Here is a 26,442-nt window from a genome sequence, read left to right as displayed (position 1 = left end):
TCCCCCTTATTTACCAAAGCCTTTGGATGGGGCAAAAGTATTATCAACAATCGGTGGTGTATCTGATTGCGGTACATGGCACTGCAAACAAAAATAACGATTAGGTGAAACTTCACCCAGAACTTTACCGCTAGCATCCATAAAGTGAGTCGGGCTCACTCTTGGTGCACCCGTAGTACGATAGTTTTCAACACCATGGCACTGTAAACAACGGTTGGTATTTGTTGTGATTTGATACCCATCAACACTATGAGGGATCATCGGCGGCTGATTAACGTAGTTCAACGCCATTTTTTCTTGCTCTTTAGGAACATGGATGCCCCCTTCTGGCGTGCCTGAAACTTCAGGTGACTGATTAAAATCCACACCGTTAGCAGCTAAAACAAAACTACTTACAACCAAGGCCATACCAGCCATCCAACGGCTTATTGTTTTTTTCAGGGCATGATTTTTCATGATTTAGCTCCCGAACTCCATCGTAGTGTTATTTTAAAAACATCCTCAGCACAAACATCGATACAACGACCGCAAGTGATGCAATCCATATCTGAAATCAGCGCAGGGGCTTGTTTATCGAGAACCGGCAACCGCAAAACATGCGGCTCCGGGCAAACGTGAAAACAATCCATACAGCGGTTACAATTTTCTTTTCTTTCCGCTGTAACAGCCAGTGCACCTTTACAACCCGTAACGCCATACAAGGCACCAAGGGGGCAAAGGTGACCGCACCATCCATGTTCCACGACTAATAAATCAAATAAAAACAGTGCAACTAAAACCAAAGCACCACTGCCAAAACCAAAAATAAGGCTACGCCCCATTAACGAAACTGGATTTAACCATTCCCATAACAAGGTGCCTGTTATAGCTGAACCAATTAAAATCACACCCAACAATACATACCGAATATTGCGAGGAATTGTTGCAGATTGATTCAACTCGAATTTACGACGTAACCATGCGGCGGCGTCGGTGATTGGATTAACAGGACACACCCAGCTACAAAAAAACCGTTTTCCCAGCAATGCATAAACAGCAAAAACGAGAGCCGCACCAATTAATGCTGAAATACCAGGTAAGTAACCACTTGCTAAGCTTTCCAGCGTAATAAGCGGATCAGTTAATGGAACAACATCCAACAATATGCTACTGCTATAGTTTCCATGTAAGATCCACACACCAAACCATGGACCACTTAGAAACATAGCCAAGACCAAAAGTTGACTTGTTCGCCTTAAAACCAGCCATTTATGGCTTTGCCACCACCCTTTTTTAGCCAGAGCCTCACGTCCGGCATCGTGCTTACGATTTGCCATTGCTTCCCTCCAACCAACCGAAACGGTAATGATGTCCTAACTCGCCCTTGGCTAATTCTCTTGGTAAAACTTTAATCGCGGACTCTTCCAGTACACAAGCCTGCTCACACTTTCCGCATCCCGTGCAGAAATTGCTATTTACCGTGGGTAAGAAGCGTGCATGCTTACCAGTGCGATGATTTTGTTCAAGTTCAAGTGTGATTGCTTCATCAATTAACGGACAAACGCGGTAACACACATCACATCGTAGCCCTTGAAAATTAAGGCAGTTTTCGTGATCGAGTAAAACAGCCAATCCCATCCGAGCATCATTAATCGATTCCATGTTTTTATCCAATGCACCACTTGGGCACACCTTGGCACAAGGAATGTCTTCACACATCTCGCAAGGAATTTCGCGGGCTATGAAATACGGCGTACCTGACTCAAGACCGGATGCCAACGTAGCTAATTTCAACATGTCATAAGGACAGGCTTGAACACATTGACCGCAACGAACACAAGCACTCGAAAATGCATTTTCAGCAAGCGCTCCCGGCGGGCGGAGTCGTACACCACTCGCACGGGAAGTTTGTTGCTGTAGCCCCAGTACCACACCAACCGCCGCCAGTCCGCCTGCTGTGCGAGCAATGTCGCGCAGAAAACGACGGCGGCTGTTCTGGGACTTAGTCTTTTGAGACTTAGCGTTCTGGGGCATTGCCAATTACACCTTTTCCAGTTTAACGGCACATTTTTTGTAATCCGTTTCTTTAGAAAGTGGATCTGTCGCATCCAACGTCAAGTTATTGACCAACTGGGAAGCATCAAAGAATGCCATATACACCAAGCCTTTCGGTGGTTTATTACGACCACGAGTTTCCACTATTGTGGTCACATCACCACGACGAGAAACCACTTTGACTTTATCGCCACGACGCAAGCCTCTATCTTTTGCGTCTAATGGATGCATAAAGACAACCGACTCTGGGAATGCACGGTGCAGCTCAGGGACACGGCGCGTCATGCTTCCCGTATGCCAATGCTCCAGCACTCGCCCAGTTGAAAGCCATAAATCGTATTCTTTATCAGGTGATTCAGCCGCAGGCTCAAATGGCAATGCAAAAATAACGGCTTTACCGTCTGGTTTACCGTAAAACTGATAACCTTGCCCAGCTTTAACATAAGGGTCATTCCCTTCGCTATAACGCCACTGTGTTTCTTTACCTTCTACAACTGGCCAGCGGATACCACGAGCTTGGTGATAAGCATCAAAATCAGCAAGGTCATGACCATGTCCACGACCAAAACCGGCATACTCTTCAAACAAGCCTTTTTGTAAATAGAAACCAAGCTCACGAGATTCGTCGTTTAATTGGTCTTCAGCTAATTCAGTCACTGGGAATTTAGTCACCGCTTCATTAGCAAACAACACGTCATACAGTGTTTTTCCACGATATTCAGGTTTTTTAGCTAACAATTCTTCAGGCCATACTTCTTCGACTTTAAAGCGACGAGAAAACAGCACCATCTGCATTAAATCTGACTTTGATTCGCCTGGACCTTGAATTTGCTGACGCCAAAACTGAGTACGGCGCTCTGCATTACCATAAGCACCTTCTTTTTCGACCCACATTGCCGTGGGTAAAATCAAGTCAGCGGCTAGTGCACTCACGGTAGGATAAGGGTCTGAAACAACAATAAAGTTGCGCGGATCGCGCCAGCCCGGTAGGCGATCTTCATTGATATTCGGCCCTGCTTGCATATTGTTGTTACACATCACCCAATAAAAATTGAGTTTACCGTCTTTCAATGCACGGTCTTGCGCGACTGCATGTAATCCAACTTTTTCAGGGATAGTGCCCGCAGGTAGTTGCCAAACACCTTCCACTTTTTCACGGTGTTTTTCATTAGTCACTACCATATCCGCAGGTAAACGGTGTGAGAATGTTCCCACTTCACGTGCTGTACCGCAGGCAGATGGTTGCCCTGTCAAAGAGAAAGGACCACAACCTGGTTGAGAAATTTTACCGGTTAATAAATGAAGGTTATAAGCAAGGTTATTCGCCCAAACACCGCGAGTATGTTGGTTAAAACCCATCGTCCAATATGAAACGACTTTAATTTTTGGATCGGCGTAGAGTTTCGCCAATTCTTCTAGCTGATCTTTCGGTACTCCCGTCATTTCAGCGGTTTTATCTAACGTATATTCCGCAACGAAAGCTTTATATTCATCCCAAGTCATCGGTTCAGAAGCATCAGACCCTGGATTTTTGGCATTTTTTTCTAATGGATGCGTTGGACGAAGGCCATAACCGATATCCGTTGCACCACGACGTAAATTAACGTGTTTATCTAGGAAATCTTGGTTAACTGCATTGTTTTGAATAATATAGTTAGCAATGTAATTTAAGATAACCAAATCGGATTGCGGCGCGAAAACAATACCATTATCCGCTAATTCAAAACTACGATGTTTATAAGTTGATAAAACTGCAACATGGACATCAGGATTTGATAAACGACGATTTGTAATACGCGACCATAATATTGGGTGCATTTCTGCCATATTAGAGCCCCAAAGCACAAAGGCATCCGCATGTTCAATATCATCGTAACAGCCCATCGGCTCATCCATACCGAAAGTACGCATAAAACCAACGACCGCAGAGGCCATACAGTGGCGTGCATTTGGATCGAGGTTATTTGAACGAAAACCACCTTTAAACAATTTAGAGGCCGCATAACCTTCCCAAACTGTCCATTGACCTGAACCAAACATCCCAATACCTTCAGGACCTTTTTCTTTCAGTGTTGCTTTCGTTTTTTCTTCCATGACATCAAAGGCTTGTTCCCATGTAATTGGGGTAAACTCACCATTTTTATCATATTCGCCATCTTTCATACGCAGCAATGGCTGGGTTAAACGGTCTTTCCCGTACATAATCTTTGGTAGGAAATAGCCCTTGATACAATTAAGACCACGGTTGACTGGTGCTTCTGGGTCACCTTGGCTCGCGACAATACGGCCATTTTGTGTGCCGACAAGCACGCCACAGCCAGTACCGCAGAAACGACACGGGGCTTTATCCCACTTGATACTTTCTTGTTGTCCAACGACCGCTTTCGCGATACTTGGTACACCAATGCCTGCCGCCGCAGCAGCGGCCGCTATCGCATTGGCTTTCATAAAGCTACGACGACTGAGTTTCATCATTTTCCTCACATTGCTCATCCTGCTGGTGATAAACCAGTGAAACATCTAGCACGCCTTCGATATTGCGTGCTAAATCAATAGTATCTAACAAAGTTTTACTATGCTGCCCTTCGACGACGACAATCAATTTCCCATTTTCAGGTGAACTAATAGCTACCTCACAATGAGGAAATTGATTCAGTTTTTCTGTCACAGCAGATATTCGTTCACTTTTTACTTGTACAATTAAACTGCACACTTGCCAGTTATCGTGCATGTTCACGCTCCACGGTTATGGCCGATACGGGGCATCCTGCAACACAGGCGCCACAACCTGTACAGCCCTGTTGTTCTATTTTTGGTTGATAAATACCGACCAGTGATGGACGAAAAGAAATCACTTGAGGCTCACAACTGTCTTCACAACGCCGACATTCGATTGATTTATAGGCAAGACAGCTTTGATCGATAGATATCGAGATATTCCAAGGTTGGGTTTGCTGAGGGAGGAAAATAGGTTCAGGGCAAGATGCTGCACAGGCATAGCAAAAAGTGCATTCCCCGCGCTTAAAATCAACGACAGGATATCCGCCAGGTCCGGGCTGCAAAATAGAGGTCTCGCAACTCGCTAGACAAGCGTTGCAACGCGTACACAGCTCAATAAAATGCTGTTCAGTACCACTCCATGGCGGTCTAACTACCGGAGCTGCATTACGCCACGCACCAGTTAATACGCCCCTACGGGTGATATCAACCATGTTTTTTCCTTTACATTGCCCAACAAAAAAGTACTAAAAAGAACTGATAAACCGCATTTTTTATGCGTGTATTTAGCATGAATATTAACGAGTGAGAGGGCAAAAATACATACTACCTAATAGGTAACAGGAGTAATTTATTCACTATGAATATAAATCAGCCAGAAACTATTCAAATATTAGACTAAGCATTAACTCGCTATAAAAAGAGGTATTATACGGTTTTCATAATTATTCATTAACAATCTGTAAATATAGAATCCCCATTTAAGCTTAAGTTGTAATGACATATTTTTTAATTAACATCGACATATACTACTAAAGTGGTATATGAAAGGTCATTTTAGTAAAATTTATATTTTATTTTTTTGATACTACGCACATTTTAATTTATGCGTCAAAAACAGAATAATCACCATTCGTGAGTTAAATAATATTAAGTGTTTAAATTCAATTGGTTATTAAATGATTATTTTAAATAAATAATAAGAATCATTCTTAACTGAAAAATACAAAATACAGTTTTTTAATTCATCTCTAATTACTATATCAATTCCACTATTAACGTACTTTTATTTAATTTTTGATATTAAATCACTTAATTCAAATTTACCTTTGATCAAAAACAATATTTTTTGTGTGGTTTTTTGTTAAACATATAAGTTGGCAATGTCATTGATGGCAAATGTGCGCTTGCTATCAAATTTATATAACTAAAAATATACCCTAAATAATTCGAATTGTAGTAAGACACAAAACCAACACAACTACAGCTCGAATAATAAAAGGTGTCAGCTTATGGGATGGCTGATTTACCCTACTCGAGGCTCTTATGGCAAAGATAAGAAATAACACTCTGTACTTACTGAGTTTGATTGCAGGAATATTTCTCTTTACTTCCGTTCATGCACAAACGCCGAATACAGATAATGTATCGACAATTAATACCCGAAACGAAACCTTTGAAGCGGCTTATCCAGATCAATACCATTCTTGGCGAGCTACATCAGAACAATCAAATCGTGAAGATGCCCTTGCTGAAGATCCACGATTAGTGATCCTTTGGGCTGGATATCCTTTCTCCCGTGACTATAACAAACCGCGTGGTCACGCATACGCAATCATTGATGTTCGTGAAACCTTACGTACTGGCGCGCCCAAAGATGCCCAAGACGGTCCTTTACCGATGGCTTGCTGGAGCTGCAAAAGCCCGGATGTCGCCAGATTAATTCAAGAACATGGCGAAGATGGCTACTTTCAAGGTAAATGGGCAAAAGGTGGACCAGAAGTAGTCAATGTTTTGGGCTGTGGCGATTGCCATAAGACCGATTCCCCTGAGTTTGCAAAAGGAAAACCCGAGTTAACCCTCACACGCCCTTATGCAGAACGGGCAATGGAAACCATTGGCAAGCCCTTTGATAAAGCGAGTCGTTTCGACCAACAATCCATGGTATGCGGTCAATGCCACGTTGAATACTATTTCTCTGGTGAAAATAAATCAGTCAAATTCCCTTGGGATAACGGTACCAAAGTCGAAGAAATGGAAGTGTACTACGACAAAATAGGATTCTCCGACTGGACCAACACGTTATCAAAAGCACCAATGTTAAAAGCCCAACACCCTGAATATGAAACTTGGAGTGCAGGTATTCACGGTAAAAATAACGTCACTTGCATTGATTGCCATATGCCAAAACTGCAAAACGATAAAGGCGAATTATATACCAGCCATAAAATTGGTAATCCATTCGATAATTTTGAGCAAACCTGTAGCAATTGTCATACTCAAAGCAAACAACAACTACAAGACGTTGTTGCGGAACGTAAAAAAGCCATCCAAGAGATGAAAGTTAAAGCAGAAGATCAGTTAGTTCGCGCTCACTTTGAAGCAAAAGCAGCTTGGGACGCGGGTGCAACCCAAGAAGAAATGCAGCCAATCCTTGCTGATATTCGCCACGCTCAATGGCGTTGGGATTTAGCTATCGCATCACACGGCATTCACATGCATGCACCTGATGAAGGGCTACGTATGTTAGGGGGTTCATTAGATAAAGCCGCTGACGCACGTACTAAACTGGCACGTTTACTCGGTTCAAAAGGCATTACTCATGAAATTGCCATTCCGGATATCTCAACCAAAGAGAAAGCTCAGCAAGCGATTGGCTTAGATATGCAGAAAATCAATGCTGAAAAACAAGAGTTCATGAAAACTGTCGTGCCAGAGTGGGATGCTCAAGCGCGTAAAAATGACCTGTTAGCCAAATAACCTCTACTCGCCTCTGTGCTATTAAAGACAAAGAGGCGACATAACCAATGGAGTGAATATGAGCGTATTACGTTCGTTATTAACTGCCGGGGTGCTGGCATCAGGCTTTTTATGGGCAGTATCAGCATTCGCGACACCTCAAATAGCTGAGGAAAAAGCCGCCGGCGATCGTTGGGTTGTCACACAGCAGCGCAGCGCAGATAGTGCTTGCCTTGATTGCCATAAGCCCGATAAAGAAGGTATGCATGGCACTCACGCATCAGTGGTCAATCCAAACAATAAGTTGCCCGTTACCTGCACCAACTGCCATGGTAATCCAGGCCCAGACCATCGGGAAGGCGTAAAAGATGTGATGCGCTTTAATAACCCGATGTATAGCGTAGAGCAACAAAATACGGTCTGTTTGTCGTGCCACTTACCCGAACAGCTGCAAAAAGCATTTTGGCCTCATGATGTCCACGTTACCAAAGTCGCTTGTGCTAGTTGTCATGACCTGCATCCGCAACAAGATGCAATGAAAGTACTAACCGATAAAGGAAAAGTCAAAATTTGCGTAGATTGTCATTCAGATCAACGTGATAATCCTAATTTCAACCCAGCAGCGGTTAAATTGCTTAAGGAGCAGCCATGAGTTGCTCTCGTCGTCAATTCATTATTTATTCCGGAGCACTGGCGGCGATTGGGGGGATAACTAGCCACACGCTAGCGAACACCATGAAAATAGATGGTGTTCGCTATGGCATGATCCACGATGAAAATTTGTGTATCGGCTGTACGGCTTGCATGGATGCATGTCGCGAAGTCAACCAAGTCCCCGAAGGGGTATCACGGCTGACCATTATCCGTAGCGAACCGATTGGTGAATTTCCTGACGTTAAATATCGTTTTTTTCGTCATTCCTGCCAACATTGTGAAAATGCCCCTTGCGTCGATGTCTGTCCAACGGGCGCTTCTTTTATCGATAAAACAACCGGTATTGTTGATGTTAATCCTGACTTATGTGTCGGCTGCCAATACTGCATTGCCGCTTGCCCATATCGCGTTAGATTCATTCACCCCGTCAATAAGACCGCAGATAAATGTGATTTTTGCCGTAAGACCAACCTGAAAAAAGGTAAACAGCCCGCCTGTGTAGAATCATGTCCAACCAAAGCGCTGATTTTTGGCAATTTAGATGATCCACAAAGCGATGTTTCCAAAATGCTTGGACAAAAACCAACTTATCGATTCAAAATTGCACTCGGTACACGCCCCAAAGTTTATCGAGTTCCCTTCAAATATGGGGAGGTTAGCCAATGAAAACTGCGTCCGCTTTCCATTTTGAATCTCTAGTATGGGATTGGCCAATTGCGGTTTATTTATTTCTTATCGGTATCTCTGCGGGCTTAGTTGTCATCGCCGTTTTACTCCGTCAGTATTATCCAAACGCAGCAAGTAGCGAAAGCACATTAATGCGTACCACTTTATTGTTAGCACCGAGTACCATCGTGATTGGCTTATTAATCCTCATTCTCCATTTAACTCGTCCATGGACATTTTGGAAATTGATGTTTCATTACAGCCCAACCTCAGTGATGTCGATGGGTGTCATGTTATTTCAAGTCTACATGGCTGTATTAGTCATATGGTTGGCTAAAATCTTTGAAAAAGAAGTTATTGCATTACAGCATCGGTGGCTACCTAAATTAACAATTATTCCTCGGTTATTAACGCTGTTAAATAAAGTCATGCGCACGCTCGATATTACCATGTTAGTTCTAGCGGTTTTACTCGGCGCATATACGGGCTTTTTATTATCCGCATTAAAATCATATCCATTCTTAAACAATCCTTTATTACCAGCTTTATTCTTATTTTCAGGAATATCATCGGGGATAGCTGTCTCATTAATTGCTATTGCATTACGCTATCGTAAAAATATTCATAACCAAGAATCTGCCTTTCTTCATCGAGTGGAAAGTTTTGTCGTTTGGTTAGAACTCTTCTTACTTGCGGCATTTTTTGTCGGACTCGCCTTAGGAGATGATGGCAAAGTGCGTTCATTAGTAGCCGCATTGGGCGGGGGCTTTTGGACGTGGTGGTTTTGGATTGGCGTAATCGGTATTGGCTTCATTATTCCGTTGGCGCTTAAAAAATGGCAGAACCGTGGTAATGGTGCATTTCGCGTTTTACTTGTTAGTGGGGCAAGTTTACTTGGCGTATTTCTACTGCGTTTCTTTGTCCTCTATGCGGGTCAATTAACCGTTGCGTGATTCATTAAATAATAAGGGTGATATTTGGAACTAATCATCCCGGAAATTGGTTTCATCTGCCTATTATTGGCGTTGTGTATCACCAGTTTTCAAGCGATATTAGGATTTGTGGGGATCTTCAAGCACGTTCCGAGGCAAATGTCTCTGAACGTGCTTTGGAGCCTGCTACAATTTTTATGCCTAGTTAGCGCCTTTATCTGTCTCACTATCAGCTTTATTCAAAGTGACTTTTCTGTGGTTTATGTGGCACAACATAGCCATCGATTATCGCCATTAGCGATGAAAATAGCCGCAGTTTGGGGCGGACATGAAGGTTCTTTATTGCTATGGGTCATTTTCCTTTCGAGTTGGAGTGCGTTATTTGCTTGGCGCTATCGCCGACAAAATCATCCTATTTTTTCGCTAACACTTATCGTGCTTGCCGTTATTATCGCCGCATTATTACTCTTTATTGTTATCTATTCAGACCCCTTTGCCCGCATTTTTCCACCCGCCATCGAAGGACGCGACCTCAACCCCATGTTGCAACACTGGGGGCTTATCTTACACCCACCATTATTGTATCTAGGCTATAGTGGGCTCATTATCGTTGCTGCATTAGTCCTTGCGGCACTGTTATTCGGTAATTTTGGCCAATCTATCGCTTGGGTGTGCTGGCGCTTTGCAGTGCCTAGCTGGTGCATACTGACATTAGGCATAGTTTTAGGCTCATGGTGGGCATATAGCGAACTGGGCTGGGGCGGTTGGTGGTTTTGGGATCCCGTAGAAAACGCCTCTTTATTGCCTTGGCTATCATCTACTGCCTTACTCCATAGTTTAACGGCTTCACGCAAAACCGGTATATATCGTCATTGGTCCATATTATTGGCGATTATTACCTTTATTTTATCATTACTCGGTACACTCATTGTTCGTTCCGGAATTTTAGTCTCCGTGCACGCCTTTGCACTCGATAACGTTAGAGCTGTACCTTTATTTTTGCTATTTAGCGTTCTCAGTATTGCCGCACTATTTATTTACGGTTGGCGAGCAAAATTCAATAATTCGTTGAGTCCTCCTAAGGGCAATAGGGAAATCTATTTATTACTGACTTTAATCTTATTCTCTACAGTGCTATTCATTGTACTGACCGGAACCCTCTACCCTATGTTATACAGCCTACTAGGATGGGGAAAGATTTCAGTAGGAGCACCTTATTTTAACCAAACCTTATTACCATTCGGTATTATCATGCTACTGGTGATAACGTTAAGTGCGTTCGCCTATCAGAAAAAAAGTAATCATACTTTTAAATGGCAAGCAGTTGTCATTTGTTTATCAAGTACAACTACTGCACTCATATTATGGTCTCATGGCTTAGTTATTACACTCTCTTGTTCATTACTTATTGCAGTTTTACTGATACTTTGGCTACGTCCATTAAAAGCCATCAATGCAAAAATATCAGTCTTAGTTGCGCACACGGGCGTGATTATCTTTGCGGCTGGTATTGCCTTATCCATTGGCAGTAGACAAGAAATTAGTGTCAATATATCTCTAGGCCAAACAGTTACACTGGCAGGATATCAATTTAATCTTCAGCAATTACAGCTCGATGCAAAATCAAATTACACTACCGAAAAAGCTATTATCCAAATTAGCCAAAACAACCATCATCTACATAGCATCATAACTGAGCGCCGTTTTTATACTGCCCGCCAGCAATTAATGATTGAGCCAGGGATCTATTGGGGATTAATACGTAATTGGTATGCCGTATTAGGTGAAAAAACAGGTACAAATCGCTACGCCATTCGCTTCTACGTACAAGATGGAATTCAATGGATTTGGGGAGGCGCATTTATTATGTGCCTAGGGGCATTAATAGGCTGGATAAAAGGAAGAACAAATAATGTTTAAATTTATTTATCTTCTATTCTTCCTTTCAATTACGTTTATTGCCCAAGCACAAATTGTGGATACTTGGCAATTTAGCTCACCTGAACAACAAGATTATTCTTTACAGATTGCCTCACAGCTGCGTTGCCCACAATGTCAAAATCAAAATCTATTAGAATCCAATGCCCCCACAGCAGTTAGTATGCGCCATCAAGTATTCAAAATGGTTGAAGAAGGAAAATCAGAACCACAGATTATGACCTATATGACGGATCGCTACGGCGATTTTGTCCGCTATAACCCACCATTAAATAACGAAACACTTTTATTATGGGCACTTCCTCCGACCGCATTTATTTTTATTTTTTTTATCTTGTGGCGGACAATCAAAACAAAGCGCCTAGAACATACAGGTTCCCCGTTAACACAAATACAGGCAAATGATACAGAACAAATTATCGGTACAGTCACCGAAAAGAATAGCAGCCTTAAAGGTTGGAATAAAAAAATTAATCTATTATTATTTACCCTACTTTTGTGTGCTATTGCAGGTTATCTCACCCTGCCACGCTTTCAGCAGGCTTATCATGAATACCAAAGAATTTCTGATCCCTTATTATCTTTCTCACCATTACAACAAGAACAAAATGACCTGCTTCGTCTACAACAGAATATAAGACAATCCCCCCAAAATGGTGAGTTATGGGCAACTCTCGGTGAATATTATTTATATCAAAACAGTTATGAAAATGCGCTTTTAGCATATCAAAAAGCAATTAAATATAGTGGAGAAAATGCGCAACTGTATTCAGCTATTGCCACTGTATTATATTATCAAGCAGGCCAAAATCTTACGAATGACGCTCGAGCTGTGATCGATAAAGCTTTAAGTTTAGATAAAAATGAAGTCACCGCCCTCATGTTAATTGCCTCTGATGCCTTTATGAACGCTAACTATGAAAAAGCAATTAACATTTGGCAAGAATTACTCGATAGTAATAGCCCTCGGGTAAATCGGGCACAGCTTATTGAGGCAATTCAAATGGCTAAATTAATAAATTCAAATCTCAAAAAATAATGCTTTTATTTGACAAGAAAATAATGATTCATTAATGTCTGGTAAGTATTAATACGAGTGAAATTATCACTTTAGTCATCAAAAAGATCTTTGATATGACAATTCATTTAAAGATGTAATTTTCCGTTGCTTATTAACTACTATTGTGTCCCTCATATATTGTTATAAATTAATTTATGCTAACTTTAAGGTGATAACTGATAAGATAAATATATTAAGAAACTTAAATTATGAAAAATAAAGTATTTTTATTTTTAATAGTGGGTCTTGTCGCTGGCACATCCTTTATTGGCGGTGTAGCCACTAACTATACACCCGATTTAGATATTGTAAAAAAATCACAAAAAGCCGTTGAAGATTTTTTAGCTTTCCCCAAAACAGCAGAATATAAAAATGTAAAATATCATGAAGTAAGGGAAACATTAGATCATGGTATGCTTGGCTATGTATGTGGAGATGTTTTAATATTCACCAGTCAAAATAACTATAGTTATAAACGTTTTATCGTCAAAACATACCTACATAGTGATGGCCGAAATGTCGTTTCAATTCCACTCATAGATAGAGATGATAAAGAGTTTCCAAATGATGACTTTAATATTATTTGGAAAAAATATTGTAAATTATAATTATCAAGTATAGTGTAATAAAGACATTTAATTACGAATTAATTTAAGATAGGGACATGTATTGTAACTCATTATATTGACGATAAGTCAGATATAAAGAATAATAATTTACCTTAATATAAATAATTACCTGTCATAACTATTTTAATTAGCAAAGTAATCTACAGTAAAATCAGATTATTAATTATTTAAATTCGCAGTGCAACATGATGCCACCCCAGAAAGATTAGCTTCTTGAATTGGCGGACATTTAACTGATCCGTAAGAACAAAAAACACAACAGTCACCTTCTAGCGGTTTCAATAATACACCACAATGTTTACATTCATAAAACCACTGACATGCATTCGTTGGCATTTCTTCTACCAGAGAAGCCCCACATTCAGGACATGTAATGGTTGATTTCAGCTCAATATTTGTTTTACTCATCTTATTCTCCAATCAAATTTAGCAAAATCGCAGGTAAGACTTTAGCCCATTATTATCATGATAACTTTGAGCAAAATAGGTTTTATAGCAAATTATTTAATTCCTAATCCCAGCAGATGACCCATGAAAAAAGCAATAGAGGTTTTTTCTAAATAAAACCATAAATCCGATAGCAATTCACCGGCGCTTGATATAAAGTTTCCCCCCTTTTTTTCAGGCAAGTCCAAAATTTGGAGGCGAGATGTTTATTGGTTTTGACTACGGGACATCCAACTGTTCTGTCGCAATAATGAAAGATGGAAACCCAATGCTATTACCGCTAGAAGGTAATAATGTTTATATTCCCTCTACCCTTTGCGCACCAACAAGAGAATCAGTCTCTGAGCACTTATTTCGTCACTGCAATATCTCGCCATCTGATGAAGTAGGAAAACAAATACTAAGAAGATCGATTGCTTTCAATCGAGATGAAGGAATCGATTTAGTACCCGAAGATATTGTTTTTGGCCAAGCAGCTCTCGAATTATATTTAAGCGATCCGCGGGATGTTTACTATGTTAAATCGCCTAAATCCTTTCTTGGGGCATCTGGCCTCCATGAAGTACAAGTTAGCTTTTTTGAAGATCTCGTTTGCGCCATGATGGCAAATATAAAGCAAAAAGCTGAAAAAAATACCCTCGAGACTATTTCAGATACCGTTATTGGACGCCCAATCAATTTTCATGGTCGTGGTGGTGAATTAGCAAATCAACAAGCTGAAGCCATTCTAATTCGAGCAGCAAAACGTGCTGGATTTAAAAATATCGCGTTCCAATTTGAGCCCGTTGCCGCAGGCCTTGAATATGAAGCGACATTAAATAAAGATCAAATAGTGTTAGTAGTTGATATTGGTGGTGGTACAACCGACTGTTCTTTAATTCAGATGGGGCCAAGCTACCGAGCATCTCAAGATCGTACCGCATCACTTTTAGCGCATACAGGCCAGCGTGTTGGTGGTAATGATCTTGATATATTTATCGCGCTAAAACAGTTAATGAATCTTTTTGGAATGGAAAGCCAATCATCGTCAGGAATTAAAATGCCATTACTGCAATTTTGGAATCCTATTGCAATAAATAATGTCGAGGCACAAAAAGACTTTTATTCACGACAAAATCTGATGGCCTTAACTCGCTTAAAGCAAGAAGCACAAGAACCTGAAAAATTAGCTCGTTTGCTTGAAATCTATAATGAAACGCTCGGCTACAGTATTGTACGTAAAGCGGAAGAAGCCAAAATCGCATTATCAGATAATGAAAGTTATTTAGCAAAAATTTCATTAATAAATGAAAATTTAGAAGTTAATATTCAGCGAGAACAAATGGTTGAATCAATTGAATCGCCTAAAAGTAAAATGATTGAATTAGTTAAAGAGGCGGTCACTCAAGGTGGTATACAACCGGACGCTATTTTTATTACCGGTGGTAGTGCTCGTTCACCTATTCTACACCAAGCCATTAGCCAACAATTACCTAATATTCCTATTGTTCGAGGCGATGATTTTGGTTCGGTTACCGCAGGTTTAGCTCGCTGGGCACAAACTTGTTTTAAATAATATTCGCTTTTTTAGACCTTATTTTTAAATAAAGGGCAATGACGATATCTATCGCCATTGCCCTTTATGTTTAACGTAATTTGAGATTACTGATCAATCCCACTGTGGTGCTAGCCCTTCAGGATTTACTAAACGGCCATCACAATCGAGTGCAGCAATCGCTTTTTTATCATCAGCATCTAATTTAATATCAACACTCAATAAGTTACTTGCCAAATTTTCGCGCTTGGTGGATGAAGGAATAACTGAATACCCTTCGCCCATCGCCCAAGCCAAAATAATTTGTGCTGGCGTGGCGCTATGTTTTTTAGCAATGCTCTTAATCACATCATCTTCTAACGCTTTACCATAAGCTAACGTCATATATGACGTGATATGAATGCCATGCTTATTCGCCCATTCAACCACTTTTCTATTTTGAAGGTAAGGTGATAGTTCTATTTGATTAGTCGCAATATTTTCAGCCCCAACCGCTTCAATCGCTTTTTCCATTAATGGAATAGTAAAGTTAGAAATACCAATTTCGCGTGTCAACCCTTGCGTTTTTGCTTCTAATAACGCCGTCATAAATTCATCAACTGACACTGCATCATTAGGTGATGGCCAGTGAATTAATGTTAAATCCACATAGTCAGTTTGTAAGTCACTTAAACTTTTTTTCAAACTCGGGATCAATTTTTCTTTACTAAAATTCTCAATCCAAATTTTAGTCGTAATATAGAGCTCATGACGCGGTACCCCGCTTTCGGCTATCGCTTTTCCAACCGCAGCTTCATTTTCATAAATCTGTGCAGTATCAATTTCCCGATAACCTAATTCTAATGCCGTTTTTACTGAATCAATCACGACATCGTCTTTTAAACGGAAAGTACCAAGACCTAACAATGGAACGCCCATATTATCCTCTCTTTAATAAACTTCACTAAAATTCATATCTTAATTTGCCCCATCACTATCCTTTATGACAGAACAGATACCGATTAAGTATAGAAGATCATTGATGTATTTTTGTTAAAAAATAATTTAGATAGCCATAAATACGTTAGACCATCCGACTGAGCTCTATTGTATACCACTATATTTTGTCACCAAGTGGTGATATAACAAAAGACTTTTGCAAAATTAGCAACAATGATTAATACGATAAAACGCAACTAGGTCGTTTAATAAAAATACTGAAATCAATAAAGTTTCATTATTTATGAACGATTAATTTACCGAGGGAAATACAAAGAATGGCTATTATAAAAATAGTGGAATTGAATTAATATAAAAATTTAATGCCGCTATATACAACACGGCATTAATCTATTTAAATTTTATTTTTTCACTTTATGGACGATATCAAAATATTTAGTCTTATTATCCTGTTCTGGATAAATTCTATAAGTGTACTCTTCAGGTGTTACCGTGACATTTTCGACAACACGTGTAAATAAAACATCACCTTTATCGTCTTTTGCTGTTAATGAACGTGTTTTACCCTCTTCACTAAATGACCAATCACCTTTCATTTTTGGTTTACCATCAAAGGTTGTCATATTAAACGATCCATCAGGGTAATATTCAGCTAAACCAAAAAAATTGGCAACTTGCTTATCATCTGAATTTACAGCTTTTTTATCTTGATCTAAAGCACCAGTTGTTTCCCATATTTTTCCAACCATAATTTGTTCATAAGCATTTAAATTATTTTTGACGACTTCTTTTTGGTTTTCCACTGGAGCAGAGGCAGCGTAAAGATTAAAAGACATAGTAGATACAACGGCTAACAGTGTAGGTACTAATAGTTTTTTCATTTTGCTCTCTCAATTATTCAAAATAACGATGTTGTGATTAATCAGACTAGCTTTATAATTCCATTTATCAAAACATTATTACCTATATTTACATGGTAATATATTGTTACAAACAGTTATTATTTATTAAACCCATTATCTTTTAGTAATTTGTCAATTAACCAATAACCGGCTTTGCCTGGAGGGCTATTTTTAGACCAAACTAAATCAACATCTATTTTTTTAGGCCATTGAGTATAATTAAGACTAGCCAGTAAATCATGGCCAAATTGCCTCACTAACCAAGTCGGTAATATGACCCATCCCATACCTTGTTCAGCCATTTCAAGTAATAATAAATAATTAGGAGCAAACCAATTTCTCTCACTATTAATAATTGTTCCTGTGCCACTGCTGAGCCTGAGCTGACGTGTTTTCGTTAAATCTTGATGAGTAATATTTTTTTCATGAGCAAGTGGATGTGTTTTAAGTACATATAATCCGAGCTCACCTTGAATAGGCAGACGAGCAAATGCGATATCAGCAGGATACTCAATTCGTGATTCCATCATACCAATATGCGCCTGTTGATTTTGCAGCATATTAATAACGTCATCATTTTCAGCAATCAAAAATTCAAATTCAATATGCGGAAACTGCTTATCTAACGTTATCAACAAATCCTCTGCATGAGGAGGCTGATAAACATCAGAAAAAGCACAGCTTAATCGGGGTTCAATTTCAGGCGATAACTCAACTCTTAATGCCTGTAAACGTTCATCAGCCGATAATATATCTTCCACCAAACTCAATACTTTTCGGCCTGCAAAAGTCAGCGTTGACTCTCTGCCCTGCCTATCAAATAAAGAAAAACCCATATCATCTTCAAATCCACTGATAGCGCTACTAATTGTTGACTGACTTTTATTGAGCTTTCTTGCCGCCGCAGAAAAAGATTTAAGTGATGCGGCTTCAACAAAGGTACGCAATGTGTCTATAGAATAGTTCATAAGGTATCGGTTTTATCGATGGCTGCCATTTTGTATTTATATACAAAATAGAAAATAATTGCACTCGTTTTCTATTGAGTAATAAACATCTGAATAATGAACTTGAGGTAGGTATGAGCAAAAACAAAAAAACATTAACTGAACGTATTTTTCACGCAGTGTCATTTGAAGTCATCGCGATTGCGATAACTGCGCCGGTCAGTGCATGGCTTTTAGGACGCTCAATTTTTGAAATGGGAACCGTCGCCATTGTGTTATCAACTCTCGCGATGTTATTAAACTTATTTTATAACATGCTGTTCGATCGCTACTGGCCTTTATCAAAAGGACCTAGACCTGCAAAGGTACGCGTTGCTCACGCCATTGGCTTTGAACTCAGTTTTGTTGTCATGGGCGTACCAATATTGGCACTATTATTAAAAATGTCGCTATGGAATGCATTTTTATTAGAAGTCGGCTTCTTTGCCTTCTTCCTTTTCTATACTTATGCATTTAATCTGGCATACGATTTATTACGTGAACGCTGGTTTGCCAATAAAGAAAAACAGACCATTATTGTAAAACAAACCACAAACTAAGTTTAATCCATTAAAGGCTCAGTATATTACCGCCCTTGCGACTAAGGTAATCTCACTAAAGTCGCGAGGGGATTTTAAAACATTGAATCATAATAATTTTAGTTATGGTAATTAAGACTGTCAGGCGGCACCATTTCGCGCTCATTTAACCCATAATCACGGATCACGGAAGCGACTCGCAAACGATAATATTTCAAAATAGACTCTCGCCCCTTTGCTTGTGCTAGCCGATGTAATTCAGTATTTCTCCATACCATGACTGCATCCTCACTTTCCCAAAAAGAAAGAGACAACAATTTGTTATTGTCACTTAAACTTTGAAATCGTTCGATAGAGATAAAACCGTTAATTTCAATCAATGACTCTTTCAATTGTTGAGCTAGCGCTAAATAATTCTCTTGTTGCCCTTCATTCGCCTGTAATTCAAAAATAACAGCAATCATCTTTTTTCCTCTGATCAATCAATACAGCAATATTCATTATTTTGCATTTTAATACCTCTGATAGTACCTCAACTTTGCCACTTTTTCGTCTTTAATATCGGTAAAATCTGCACTATCTCATACTTAATCTTTCCACCTCAAAATAGTCGAATGCATCTTATGCATTCATTATTTGCATAAATGTCAATTTTAGCATCAATACCCATGACCTATATTAAGAGCGTGTTAAGAATAATTTTTTTGTTATTTTTATTTAATATAAATTAATCATAATCACCTGTATATATGAATAATAAATCACATTTATTTTAAATCAATTAAAAATGATAGTTATTAATTTAGCTATTGATTTAATTGTTTTATTTAAATTCATGAAATTGAAAATACAACTTCATCGAAAGATGCTGAATTTCAAACATCATCTTGCAATGAAGTTATTTAACTCATTCTCAACCTGAGTATGAAAAATTTTATTTAATAAGGTTTTAAGATGAAGAAGTACATATTCCCCACTATATTTTCTTTGATGATGAGTGCGACTGTTTATGCGGATAATACATCTCATGAAAATGCAGTTATCTCATTAGGCTTTACTGAAAATAATACGTCTTATGCCAATCAAGCCGCAATTGCCGCACATATTAAAGCTGCCAATTTACCCGTCACTAGAATTAATGGTATTTCAAAACCGCTTTCACAAATGAATGCGAATGAAAAGGCTATCGTCTCGTTAAGCTTTACTGAAAATAATATGTCTCATGCAAATCAAGCTGCAATAGCCTCACATATTAAGGCTGGAGAAATATCTCACAGTAAAATTAACGGTATAGCAAAACCTTTTTCTCTAATGAATAGCAATGAGCGCGCAGCAATAGCACTTAGTTTTACTGAAAATAGTAGCGCTCCCTCAACTCGTCATTCTATTGAGCAACATTTAATCAGGAGTAAATCACAATAAGAAAATTAAAAGCAATTTAATTTATCACACATAAAGTAAATAAGGCTTGGCGTTAATAATTAAGTTCAAGCCTTTACTTTTAAAAGTTAGAGTAAAAAATAAATTCCACTCAAAATAAAATCACAATATATTCTATTATATTTTTAGCTTATCATCACAATTCACTGCAACTATTACGTAAAATACGCATTATCGTCTCAGCACCGCTACGGTTAGGATTAATACGGATCATCCGTTCTTCCAAGTCTGGTGCGGCTTCCCTAAACGTGCCTGAAATTCGATAAAACAAAGGTGGAATTTCAAATCGTGATTCAGCTCCCACAGGATAAGGTAAAGCCCCCATCTCCGTCGCTTTAGCGAGTACCTGCTTGGCAATCGGTTGATTAAATTCAATTAACAATACTTTTGATTGTGCATTTGCTAAAAAAGCATGTTTAACCGCTCTGATTTCACCATGATTTAATCGTACAACTAACTCATCATTCACGCTTGCTTGGACAGCATGAGTCACAGGTGCAAACACTAAACCACGTAGCACTTCCATCGCCTGATACCCTTGGATCTGGCTCCCCCCTGAATACATTGTTGCACGTATCTTACTTATCCATTGTCGTTCCCCAACGATCACCCCAACACCTGCGGGTCCCAGTAATTTAAAACTGGAAAAGGTAGATAATGATGCGTTGGCTTCACAACCAATTTGAGATGTTTTCATTACTGCATAATTGTCATCAATAATTGTTGGGATCTGAAAGGAATTCATCAACTCAATAACATCTGGTAGATAATAGCTATCATCCATTATTTGACGAGTATGCTGTATCAAACATGCTTTTGGTGAGTGTGCTTTTATTACCTTTTTAACCTCTGCTAACTGATTAAAATTCGCTGTGATTACTTTGATCCCCATTTGTTCAATCGAGACACGTGTTGTCGGATAAATAGGCGCATCATGAACCAGTAAAGTTTCACCTGATTTTAGCATCGCGGCAAGGCCAACTCTTAATGCTCCAGTCCCTGCCCCTCCCACTAAAGCGGCTGACTCGGCGCTAAAAAAGTCAGCCAAAACCTGTTCGACTCGTTGCGTGATTTGAGGCTGATTAAGACCCGGAACCAACCCCAAATCACCTTGAGTGAGAAAATCACTACCCGGAAAATGCTGACAAATAATATCAACCAAACGAAACTGTTTTTGTTGTGCCTGATCCATCGTCATGCTTTGTAACGGATATGTTTTCATTTTCACTCTCTTTTATCTAACGTATCTAAATTAGCTCAAACCAACGAGATGAATAATATTGGCAAGAATACCCACAATAATCGTTGCTATTGGGCCTATCGCCATCTCAACAAATGGTCGCTTAGAAGTTCGATTTAGTAGGTAAATCCCTGCAACAACCATAAAGCCCATTCCCGGTAAAATCGCATTTGATGCAATCATCCCGCCAACTAATAAGGAAATTTCTAACATACGCGTAATCGCAGTACGGATATGATCACCGCATGCTTTAACGCCAGGGTATTTATCAAGCCAAATCGCAATCTTTGCTAGCATAATGATTTCTAAGAACATAATCACACAACCAGCAATAAATGCTATCCAAGGATTACTCGTTGCTAATCCGGCAACAAAAACAAATTTCATGCCATCAGGGCTGTACACCCCTGTTGCTATAGCAGTCGTACCTACTAATGGGACAAAGCTAATGGCTCGCGCTAATGCGACCAACATTGCGCTACTTTGCTCTCCTTGAGCCATTAATTGCAGTGATACAGGTCCTTCTGCTAATAAACTAAATGACATCGTCGCCGCCACCGCGGTTAAACCACCACTGAGGATCAACAACCATTTATTTTTCTGAATACGTTCGATGCGGCTGGAAAATAACCCCACCAACATTTCATTTGCCCCTTTTTGACCGTCATCAGTACGTTGAGGAGGGCGTTCTTTCATCGCAAAATAGAACATTGCGACCATCGCCAGTAATAATGCGGTACCGTTTGGATCGAGTTTGACTGGTTTTTCAATTAGGCCACCAAATGTCAAGCTACCGACTGATTGTGTACCTAAATAACCAATGATAGTCGCAACTAGCACCCAAATCCCTTTGCGATAGCCATACTGATAACCTACAACAACCGCTGGGAATAATGAGAAACACACAACAATAGGGTCTCCCACTTTACTCAAGTTATTCATAAAGTTAACAGGTAGCATTGAGAAAATTTCAACGATAGAACGCAGACCTGTCAGTAACCCAACAGCATAAAGCGCACCAATAATACCCGATAAAATAAACCCTTTTTTACTATCCGCACACCAGATACCAATAACATCAGTACCGAGGAGCAAACTGTGAACAAGAATAATTGGTGCAGCTAATGAAAATGGAATACCAAAACCGATAATTAAACCAAAACTTAGCGCAAAACTGGTTGCAGCGAGAGCTTTACGGCTCATACGCCCTTCCAAATATTCAGGGATCAGTGGCCGCAAGCCATCATGAAACACTGCAATTCCTCGGTTTGCCATCATGGCAGATATTGCGCCAATCAAAGCAAGTAACATCGCTTTGAGAGGGTCGACTTCAATAAGCCGCAACAAAAAATCTTGAGCCATAACCTACCCCTTACTCAGAGAAAATGGCCTTAATAATCACAGGCAACACAACATCAATATCTTGTCCTGTAAAACCAAATGCTTTTTTGCCATTTTTGACATGTTCAATAATTTCATCATCAGATAAAATTTTTCCTGGCATACCCACAGTTGCACAAGATCCCATGCCAACAATAGCAATAGCCATTGCCAGTGCACCACCACCCCCGGTATTACAGGCTCCAAGGTAATAGTCTACAGCACCACTTTTGAGCGCCATTGCAGCTTCTATATCATTCATAACAACAACAGATTCTGCTTTATCACCAGCAAGTGCACGAATACTGTCTGCAATTTTTTCTTTTTCAATTTGTCCGCCAACAACGAATTTCATAGCTCCATCCTTCTGTTTTTATTTATGATTGTAATTAAAAAATTGAATCGGATTATCACGTAACATTAAATTGACATCTTTTTGAGTGAAACCTGCGTTTATCAACATAGGTACAAAAGTCGTGATTAAATAATCAAAACCTATTCCTCCATTCCCTTTTAAATGAGAACGTCGAGTAATATCCATAGAAAGCATTACTTGCCCTAAAAATCCTTTTGATTTCACTACATTTAACATTTCAATTCGTTTTTCATCAGGGTAATAATCGTTTTTACCAATAGTGTCGAATTGCACCCATCCACCCTCTTCAAGTATCGGTAAAATCACATCAAGATTGTCTTTCAAATCACAATGCCCAATCACAATACTTTTAGGTGAGATACCAAATCCCTTTAACATAACTAGCTGCTCATACCCCATAGTGCTTAATGTCGTATGTGTTGAAATAGGACGTCCAGTTTCAAGACTAGCCATTGCCGCCGCTTCAAAAACTTTGCGTTCATCATCGGTTATTTTCTCAAAACTTGAGCCGATTTCCGCAATAACACCCGCTTTTAGCGTTGTACCATCAATGCCAATTACAATCTCATCAATCATCTCTTGCGCTATCTGTTTCACACTCAATGATTTAACGCTATCAGGATAAAACTTTTGTTGGTAATAGCCTGTAGAGGCGACAATATTCATTTTACTTTCATGCATAATATTGAGTAAAAACTGAGGATTACGCCCCATATAGCGATTAGTTACCTCAATAATATTGCGCACACCGAGATCATATAACCGGGTCATTTCTGCGACCAACAAAGTGTATTGGTCTAAACGGCAATCAATATTATTTTTCTCACCGGATAAATCGATATGTAAATGCTCATGGGCATAGGTATAACCCGTAGGATCAAGGTAATTATTCATTTTTTATCCTTTCTCCTGTGAATTCATTAATGATAAAAATGAGGTACCATTTTGTGGCAATTTTGCATGAAAAAAGTCACAAACTGTCGCCCCAACATCTGAAAGTGTTGCACGGTGACCAATATCGACACCGCGAATGCCGGGTTGATAAACTAACAGCGGAACTTTTTCTCGCGTATGCTTACTATGACCAATAGTCGGGTCATTGCCGTGATCAGCCATAACTACCAAACAATCTTCACTTGTCATAACTTCGATAATGCGAGCTAAATTTTTATCAACAATAGCTAAACAATCCGCATAACGATCAACACTTTGAGCATGACCAGAAAGATCGGTCTCTTGAATGTTAGTACAAATAAAACGGTCACCTGGCACACACATTTCCTCAAAAGTCAGATCCATAATAGTTTGTGAATCGACTAAATTTTTGTAGCTGGTGCCGTGAGGGTTTTCAACAATATCCGCGACTTTGCCAATTAAGACCGTTTGAACCCCTTTTTTCGCTAATTTTTCTGGAACCTGTTGTTGGCTATCAACCCCATATCCCATATGAACAACCTGAAAACCCTTATCATATGCCCCTGATTTAGGGGCATTAATTCCAATATATCGGCCTTCTTTTTGCTCGACTGCATCATGAATTTGTTGGCTAGATACCATCAAACCACCAAATGCAATCACCCTATCAACTTTCACTTGCTGGCGTACAATCTCACCAATTTTACGTACCTCATCAAAGCCTATTTCAGTCAAATTAGCTGTAATATTAAATACTTGTCCTAAATCAGCTTCAAGATTATCGCCAATCGCAACATGTTGATTAACACAGAGATATTGCAACGGTTTATTTCCTTTTCGGCTCACCTTGAAGCCAGCAGCTATCAAAGCAGTTTCAACATCGGCAAGCACAACTGAAAAAGGGATACGTAAAGGAATTTTGGGTTTTGTGCCCATGATTTCCTGATGCCCCATAAACGTGTCGCCGCCATCATGTTGAAGGTCAGCAGTTCCCACATTTGCTTCATCAGAAAAATTAATATTATTTGCCTGAAAACCTAGCGCATTAACAATGCCGAGCTTTTCCAACATCGGGAGCTGTAAATCAGGTTTACATTGAAAGATGTGCCCACAGGTATTAGCGCCAATATCTTGCGGCCGTACTGAAGGCACGTCATCCATACTACCAACACCAAAACTATCAATGACGAGAACTAAAAACTTAGCCATGATAACGCTCCTTTTTCCACTCGCCCTGACTGTTGTAAATCCCCTCTAATCTCGGTTTTCCTTGAGAAATACCTGAAATTAAAACAACGTCGCTACGAGTGGCAAAAATTTGTGTGCGAAAGCACATCACGACAGCTGAGCCAATAGGAAATTGCCCCGCTAATGGAATGTGATAATCAATACTTGAACTATCTAGTGGCAAAATATCGGCACTTTGATACTGGTTATCAGACATTCTAACCAGTGCATTCTTCGCGTTTCCTCTTCGATAATACCCGCCACCAAAACAATATGTTTTACCTGCAAATTGATGGGAAACCTCAGTCAAATAAACCATCGCTATCTTTTCAGGTTGTGTACCAAACTGGTTAGCAGGAATGGTGCCTGTAAAAGCATGCCCAGGCTCAGTATGAGTAATACCGTTCTGTGCCAATAAAGGAAGCGTAGAAATACTCGATGCTGATGGGCCATTAATTTGCTTCACATCAATACCCAGTGAACTTAAAGCCCTTGCCGATTCCATTAAAGTTTGAAGGTTCGGGGTTATCTGTGTCGTTTGTTGTTCTTCATTCCACAAAAGACAGGGGAAGTGAGTTAATCCCACAATTTGAATACCCGATAATTTTTTTATTTCAGTAACCGTTTGTTCAATTTTATTAAAATCGAAACCGGCTTCTTGCCCCGGATAAAGGTTGTCGCCATCACGGGTGAACTTTAGTAACACAGGCTGAACCCTATTTAAAGTCAGCGCCACCGCACTAACTTTAGCCGCTTTTTCTAATGAAAATAACGTGATAACCTCAGGTTCTGCTTGTAGTAATGGCTTAATAAGTGCGTCTGGGATCTGGACTAGATGACCGAGATGACTCAAGGGTATATGATGCTCACTTAGGGTATCCGCTTCTTTAAAATCAACAGCAACAACACCGCGATAACCTAACTCAATCAATTTTTTCGCCAAAAATGGATTACGACCGATTTGCTTAGTCATTGCATAGAGCTCAATACCATTAACTTGCGCAGTCGCCAGTAATTTTTGCCCATTGCTTATAACCTGATCGACATCAATAATGTAGCTATCAGGAAGAATTTCTCCCCTTTGCCAGAAATGTGTCGCGGCCTCAATGAGTTTTGGATTCTGTTTTTTTAATGCCTCAATGAACAT

At 39.6% G+C, this 26,442-nt stretch carries 27 protein-coding genes; 10 read left to right on the top strand and 17 right to left on the bottom strand.

Going from position 1 to position 26,442, the window contains the following annotated elements; genetic code table 11:
- Nucleotides 1-6: 6 nt before the first annotated feature.
- From napB to napF, 6 genes are read right to left on the bottom strand one after another with little or no spacing between them, the layout of a single operon-like run.
- The gene (gene napB / locus DD649_RS02060; RefSeq protein ID WP_294103063.1) at nucleotides 7-456 is read right to left on the bottom strand and encodes a nitrate reductase cytochrome c-type subunit; all 450 of its coding nucleotides are present in this window, start codon (nucleotides 454-456) and stop codon (nucleotides 7-9) included.
- Nucleotides 453-1,316, bottom strand: a complete 864-nt coding sequence (gene napH, locus DD649_RS02055; RefSeq protein WP_336428836.1) for a quinol dehydrogenase ferredoxin subunit NapH — start codon at nucleotides 1,314-1,316, stop codon at nucleotides 453-455. The genes napB and napH overlap by 4 nt, the downstream gene beginning before the upstream one ends.
- Nucleotides 1,303-2,013 carry a ferredoxin-type protein NapG gene (gene napG, locus DD649_RS02050; RefSeq protein ID WP_294103053.1) on the bottom strand — a complete coding sequence of 237 codons (711 nt, stop codon included), beginning with the start codon at nucleotides 2,011-2,013 and terminating at the stop codon, nucleotides 1,303-1,305. The genes napH and napG overlap by 14 nt, the downstream gene beginning before the upstream one ends.
- Before the next feature lie 6 nt (nucleotides 2,014-2,019).
- Entirely contained in the window at nucleotides 2,020-4,506 is a 2,487-nt protein-coding gene (gene napA / locus DD649_RS02045) for a nitrate reductase catalytic subunit NapA (RefSeq protein ID WP_294103194.1), read from the bottom strand.
- Nucleotides 4,487-4,765, bottom strand: coding sequence for a chaperone NapD (gene napD, locus DD649_RS02040; protein ID WP_294103050.1), 279 nt, complete (start codon nucleotides 4,763-4,765; stop codon nucleotides 4,487-4,489). The genes napA and napD overlap by 20 nt, the downstream gene beginning before the upstream one ends.
- A complete protein-coding gene (gene napF, locus DD649_RS02035; RefSeq protein ID WP_294103047.1) occupies nucleotides 4,755-5,246 on the bottom strand; it encodes a ferredoxin-type protein NapF in 492 nt (163 codons plus the stop codon). The genes napD and napF overlap by 11 nt, the downstream gene beginning before the upstream one ends.
- Before the next feature lie 832 nt (nucleotides 5,247-6,078).
- Here napF and nrfA point away from each other — a divergent pair.
- The 7 genes from nrfA (at nucleotide 6,079) to DD649_RS02000 (ending at nucleotide 13,349) form a co-directional block, all read left to right on the top strand.
- Nucleotides 6,079-7,512 (top strand): ammonia-forming nitrite reductase cytochrome c552 subunit, encoded by a 1,434-nt coding sequence (gene nrfA / locus DD649_RS02030; RefSeq protein WP_294103044.1) that lies wholly within the window; start codon nucleotides 6,079-6,081, stop codon nucleotides 7,510-7,512.
- A 58-nt stretch (nucleotides 7,513-7,570) separates the two neighbouring features.
- Nucleotides 7,571-8,143, top strand: coding sequence for a cytochrome c nitrite reductase pentaheme subunit (gene nrfB, locus DD649_RS02025; RefSeq protein WP_336428830.1), 573 nt, complete (start codon nucleotides 7,571-7,573; stop codon nucleotides 8,141-8,143).
- Nucleotides 8,140-8,811 (top strand): cytochrome c nitrite reductase Fe-S protein, encoded by a 672-nt coding sequence (nrfC, locus tag DD649_RS02020; RefSeq protein WP_336428828.1) that lies wholly within the window; start codon nucleotides 8,140-8,142, stop codon nucleotides 8,809-8,811. The genes nrfB and nrfC overlap by 4 nt, the downstream gene beginning before the upstream one ends.
- Complete coding sequence (gene nrfD / locus DD649_RS02015) at nucleotides 8,808-9,764, top strand: cytochrome c nitrite reductase subunit NrfD (protein ID WP_336428826.1); 957 nt, start codon at nucleotides 8,808-8,810, stop codon at nucleotides 9,762-9,764. Before nrfC ends, nrfD begins: the two co-directional genes overlap by 4 nt.
- A gap of 24 nt (nucleotides 9,765-9,788) precedes the next feature.
- Complete coding sequence (locus DD649_RS02010; RefSeq protein ID WP_294103037.1) at nucleotides 9,789-11,663, top strand: heme lyase CcmF/NrfE family subunit; 1,875 nt, start codon at nucleotides 9,789-9,791, stop codon at nucleotides 11,661-11,663.
- Complete coding sequence (gene nrfF / locus DD649_RS02005) at nucleotides 11,656-12,720, top strand: heme lyase NrfEFG subunit NrfF (RefSeq protein WP_294103034.1); 1,065 nt, start codon at nucleotides 11,656-11,658, stop codon at nucleotides 12,718-12,720. Before DD649_RS02010 ends, nrfF begins: the two co-directional genes overlap by 8 nt.
- 230 nt (nucleotides 12,721-12,950) lie before the next feature.
- Complete coding sequence (locus tag DD649_RS02000; protein WP_294103030.1) at nucleotides 12,951-13,349, top strand: hypothetical protein; 399 nt, start codon at nucleotides 12,951-12,953, stop codon at nucleotides 13,347-13,349.
- 180 nt (nucleotides 13,350-13,529) lie between these two features.
- On the opposite strand, the gene DD649_RS01995 is transcribed toward DD649_RS02000, so the two are convergent.
- Nucleotides 13,530-13,778, bottom strand: coding sequence for a GDCCVxC domain-containing (seleno)protein (locus tag DD649_RS01995; protein ID WP_294103028.1), 249 nt, complete (start codon nucleotides 13,776-13,778; stop codon nucleotides 13,530-13,532).
- A gap of 241 nt (nucleotides 13,779-14,019) precedes the next feature.
- Between DD649_RS01995 and yegD the strand changes: the two genes are divergently transcribed.
- Nucleotides 14,020-15,372: a molecular chaperone gene (gene yegD / locus DD649_RS01990; RefSeq protein WP_294103026.1), complete on the top strand. Its 1,353-nt coding sequence runs from the start codon at nucleotides 14,020-14,022 to the stop codon at nucleotides 15,370-15,372.
- A gap of 93 nt (nucleotides 15,373-15,465) precedes the next feature.
- Here yegD and dkgB read toward each other — a convergent pair whose 3' ends face one another.
- The 3 genes from dkgB to DD649_RS01975 form a co-directional block, all read right to left on the bottom strand.
- Nucleotides 15,466-16,269, bottom strand: coding sequence for a 2,5-didehydrogluconate reductase DkgB (gene dkgB, locus DD649_RS01985; protein ID WP_336428821.1), 804 nt, complete (start codon nucleotides 16,267-16,269; stop codon nucleotides 15,466-15,468).
- 422 nt (nucleotides 16,270-16,691) lie between these two features.
- Nucleotides 16,692-17,171, bottom strand: a complete 480-nt coding sequence (locus DD649_RS01980) for a DUF4822 domain-containing protein (RefSeq protein ID WP_294103022.1) — start codon at nucleotides 17,169-17,171, stop codon at nucleotides 16,692-16,694.
- Nucleotides 17,172-17,290: 119 nt separating this feature from the next.
- The gene (locus tag DD649_RS01975) at nucleotides 17,291-18,160 is read right to left on the bottom strand and encodes a LysR family transcriptional regulator (RefSeq protein WP_294103019.1); all 870 of its coding nucleotides are present in this window, start codon (nucleotides 18,158-18,160) and stop codon (nucleotides 17,291-17,293) included.
- 113 nt (nucleotides 18,161-18,273) lie between these two features.
- Here DD649_RS01975 and DD649_RS01970 point away from each other — a divergent pair, with 113 nt between their 5' ends.
- Nucleotides 18,274-18,738 carry a multidrug/biocide efflux PACE transporter gene (locus tag DD649_RS01970; RefSeq protein ID WP_294103016.1) on the top strand — a complete coding sequence of 155 codons (465 nt, stop codon included), beginning with the start codon at nucleotides 18,274-18,276 and terminating at the stop codon, nucleotides 18,736-18,738.
- Nucleotides 18,739-18,836: 98 nt separating this feature from the next.
- Here the strand turns inward: DD649_RS01970 and DD649_RS01965 are convergent, their stop codons facing one another.
- The gene (locus DD649_RS01965; RefSeq protein WP_294103012.1) at nucleotides 18,837-19,181 is read right to left on the bottom strand and encodes an antibiotic biosynthesis monooxygenase; all 345 of its coding nucleotides are present in this window, start codon (nucleotides 19,179-19,181) and stop codon (nucleotides 18,837-18,839) included.
- A 490-nt stretch (nucleotides 19,182-19,671) separates the two neighbouring features.
- Here DD649_RS01965 and DD649_RS01960 point away from each other — a divergent pair, with 490 nt between their 5' ends.
- Nucleotides 19,672-20,139 carry a hypothetical protein gene (locus DD649_RS01960; RefSeq protein ID WP_294103009.1) on the top strand — a complete coding sequence of 156 codons (468 nt, stop codon included), beginning with the start codon at nucleotides 19,672-19,674 and terminating at the stop codon, nucleotides 20,137-20,139.
- A gap of 154 nt (nucleotides 20,140-20,293) precedes the next feature.
- Here DD649_RS01960 and DD649_RS01955 read toward each other — a convergent pair whose 3' ends face one another.
- From DD649_RS01955 to DD649_RS01930, 6 genes are read right to left on the bottom strand one after another with little or no spacing between them, the layout of a single operon-like run.
- The gene (locus DD649_RS01955) at nucleotides 20,294-21,379 is read right to left on the bottom strand and encodes an aminotransferase class V-fold PLP-dependent enzyme (RefSeq protein WP_336428811.1); all 1,086 of its coding nucleotides are present in this window, start codon (nucleotides 21,377-21,379) and stop codon (nucleotides 20,294-20,296) included.
- A gap of 30 nt (nucleotides 21,380-21,409) precedes the next feature.
- Nucleotides 21,410-22,759: a YhfT family protein gene (locus DD649_RS01950; protein ID WP_294103003.1), complete on the bottom strand. Its 1,350-nt coding sequence runs from the start codon at nucleotides 22,757-22,759 to the stop codon at nucleotides 21,410-21,412.
- 10 nt (nucleotides 22,760-22,769) lie between these two features.
- Nucleotides 22,770-23,132 (bottom strand): DUF2620 domain-containing protein, encoded by a 363-nt coding sequence (locus tag DD649_RS01945; RefSeq protein ID WP_294103000.1) that lies wholly within the window; start codon nucleotides 23,130-23,132, stop codon nucleotides 22,770-22,772.
- 18 nt (nucleotides 23,133-23,150) lie between these two features.
- On the bottom strand, nucleotides 23,151-24,047 hold the full coding sequence (locus DD649_RS01940) for a phosphotriesterase-related protein (protein WP_294102998.1): 897 nt from the start codon (nucleotides 24,045-24,047) through the stop codon (nucleotides 23,151-23,153).
- Nucleotides 24,048-24,050: 3 nt separating this feature from the next.
- A complete protein-coding gene (locus DD649_RS01935; RefSeq protein WP_294102995.1) occupies nucleotides 24,051-25,277 on the bottom strand; it encodes a phosphopentomutase in 1,227 nt (408 codons plus the stop codon).
- Nucleotides 25,270-26,442, bottom strand: coding sequence for a YhfX family PLP-dependent enzyme (locus DD649_RS01930; RefSeq protein WP_294102992.1), 1,173 nt, complete (start codon nucleotides 26,440-26,442; stop codon nucleotides 25,270-25,272). The genes DD649_RS01935 and DD649_RS01930 overlap by 8 nt, the downstream gene beginning before the upstream one ends.

The organism is Providencia sp. (assembly GCF_003533305.1).
Taxonomy (GTDB): Bacteria; Pseudomonadota; Gammaproteobacteria; order Enterobacterales; family Enterobacteriaceae; genus Providencia.
The sequence above is the reverse complement of the archived record's forward strand: the minus strand, read 5'-3'. Positions and strand labels throughout refer to the sequence as shown.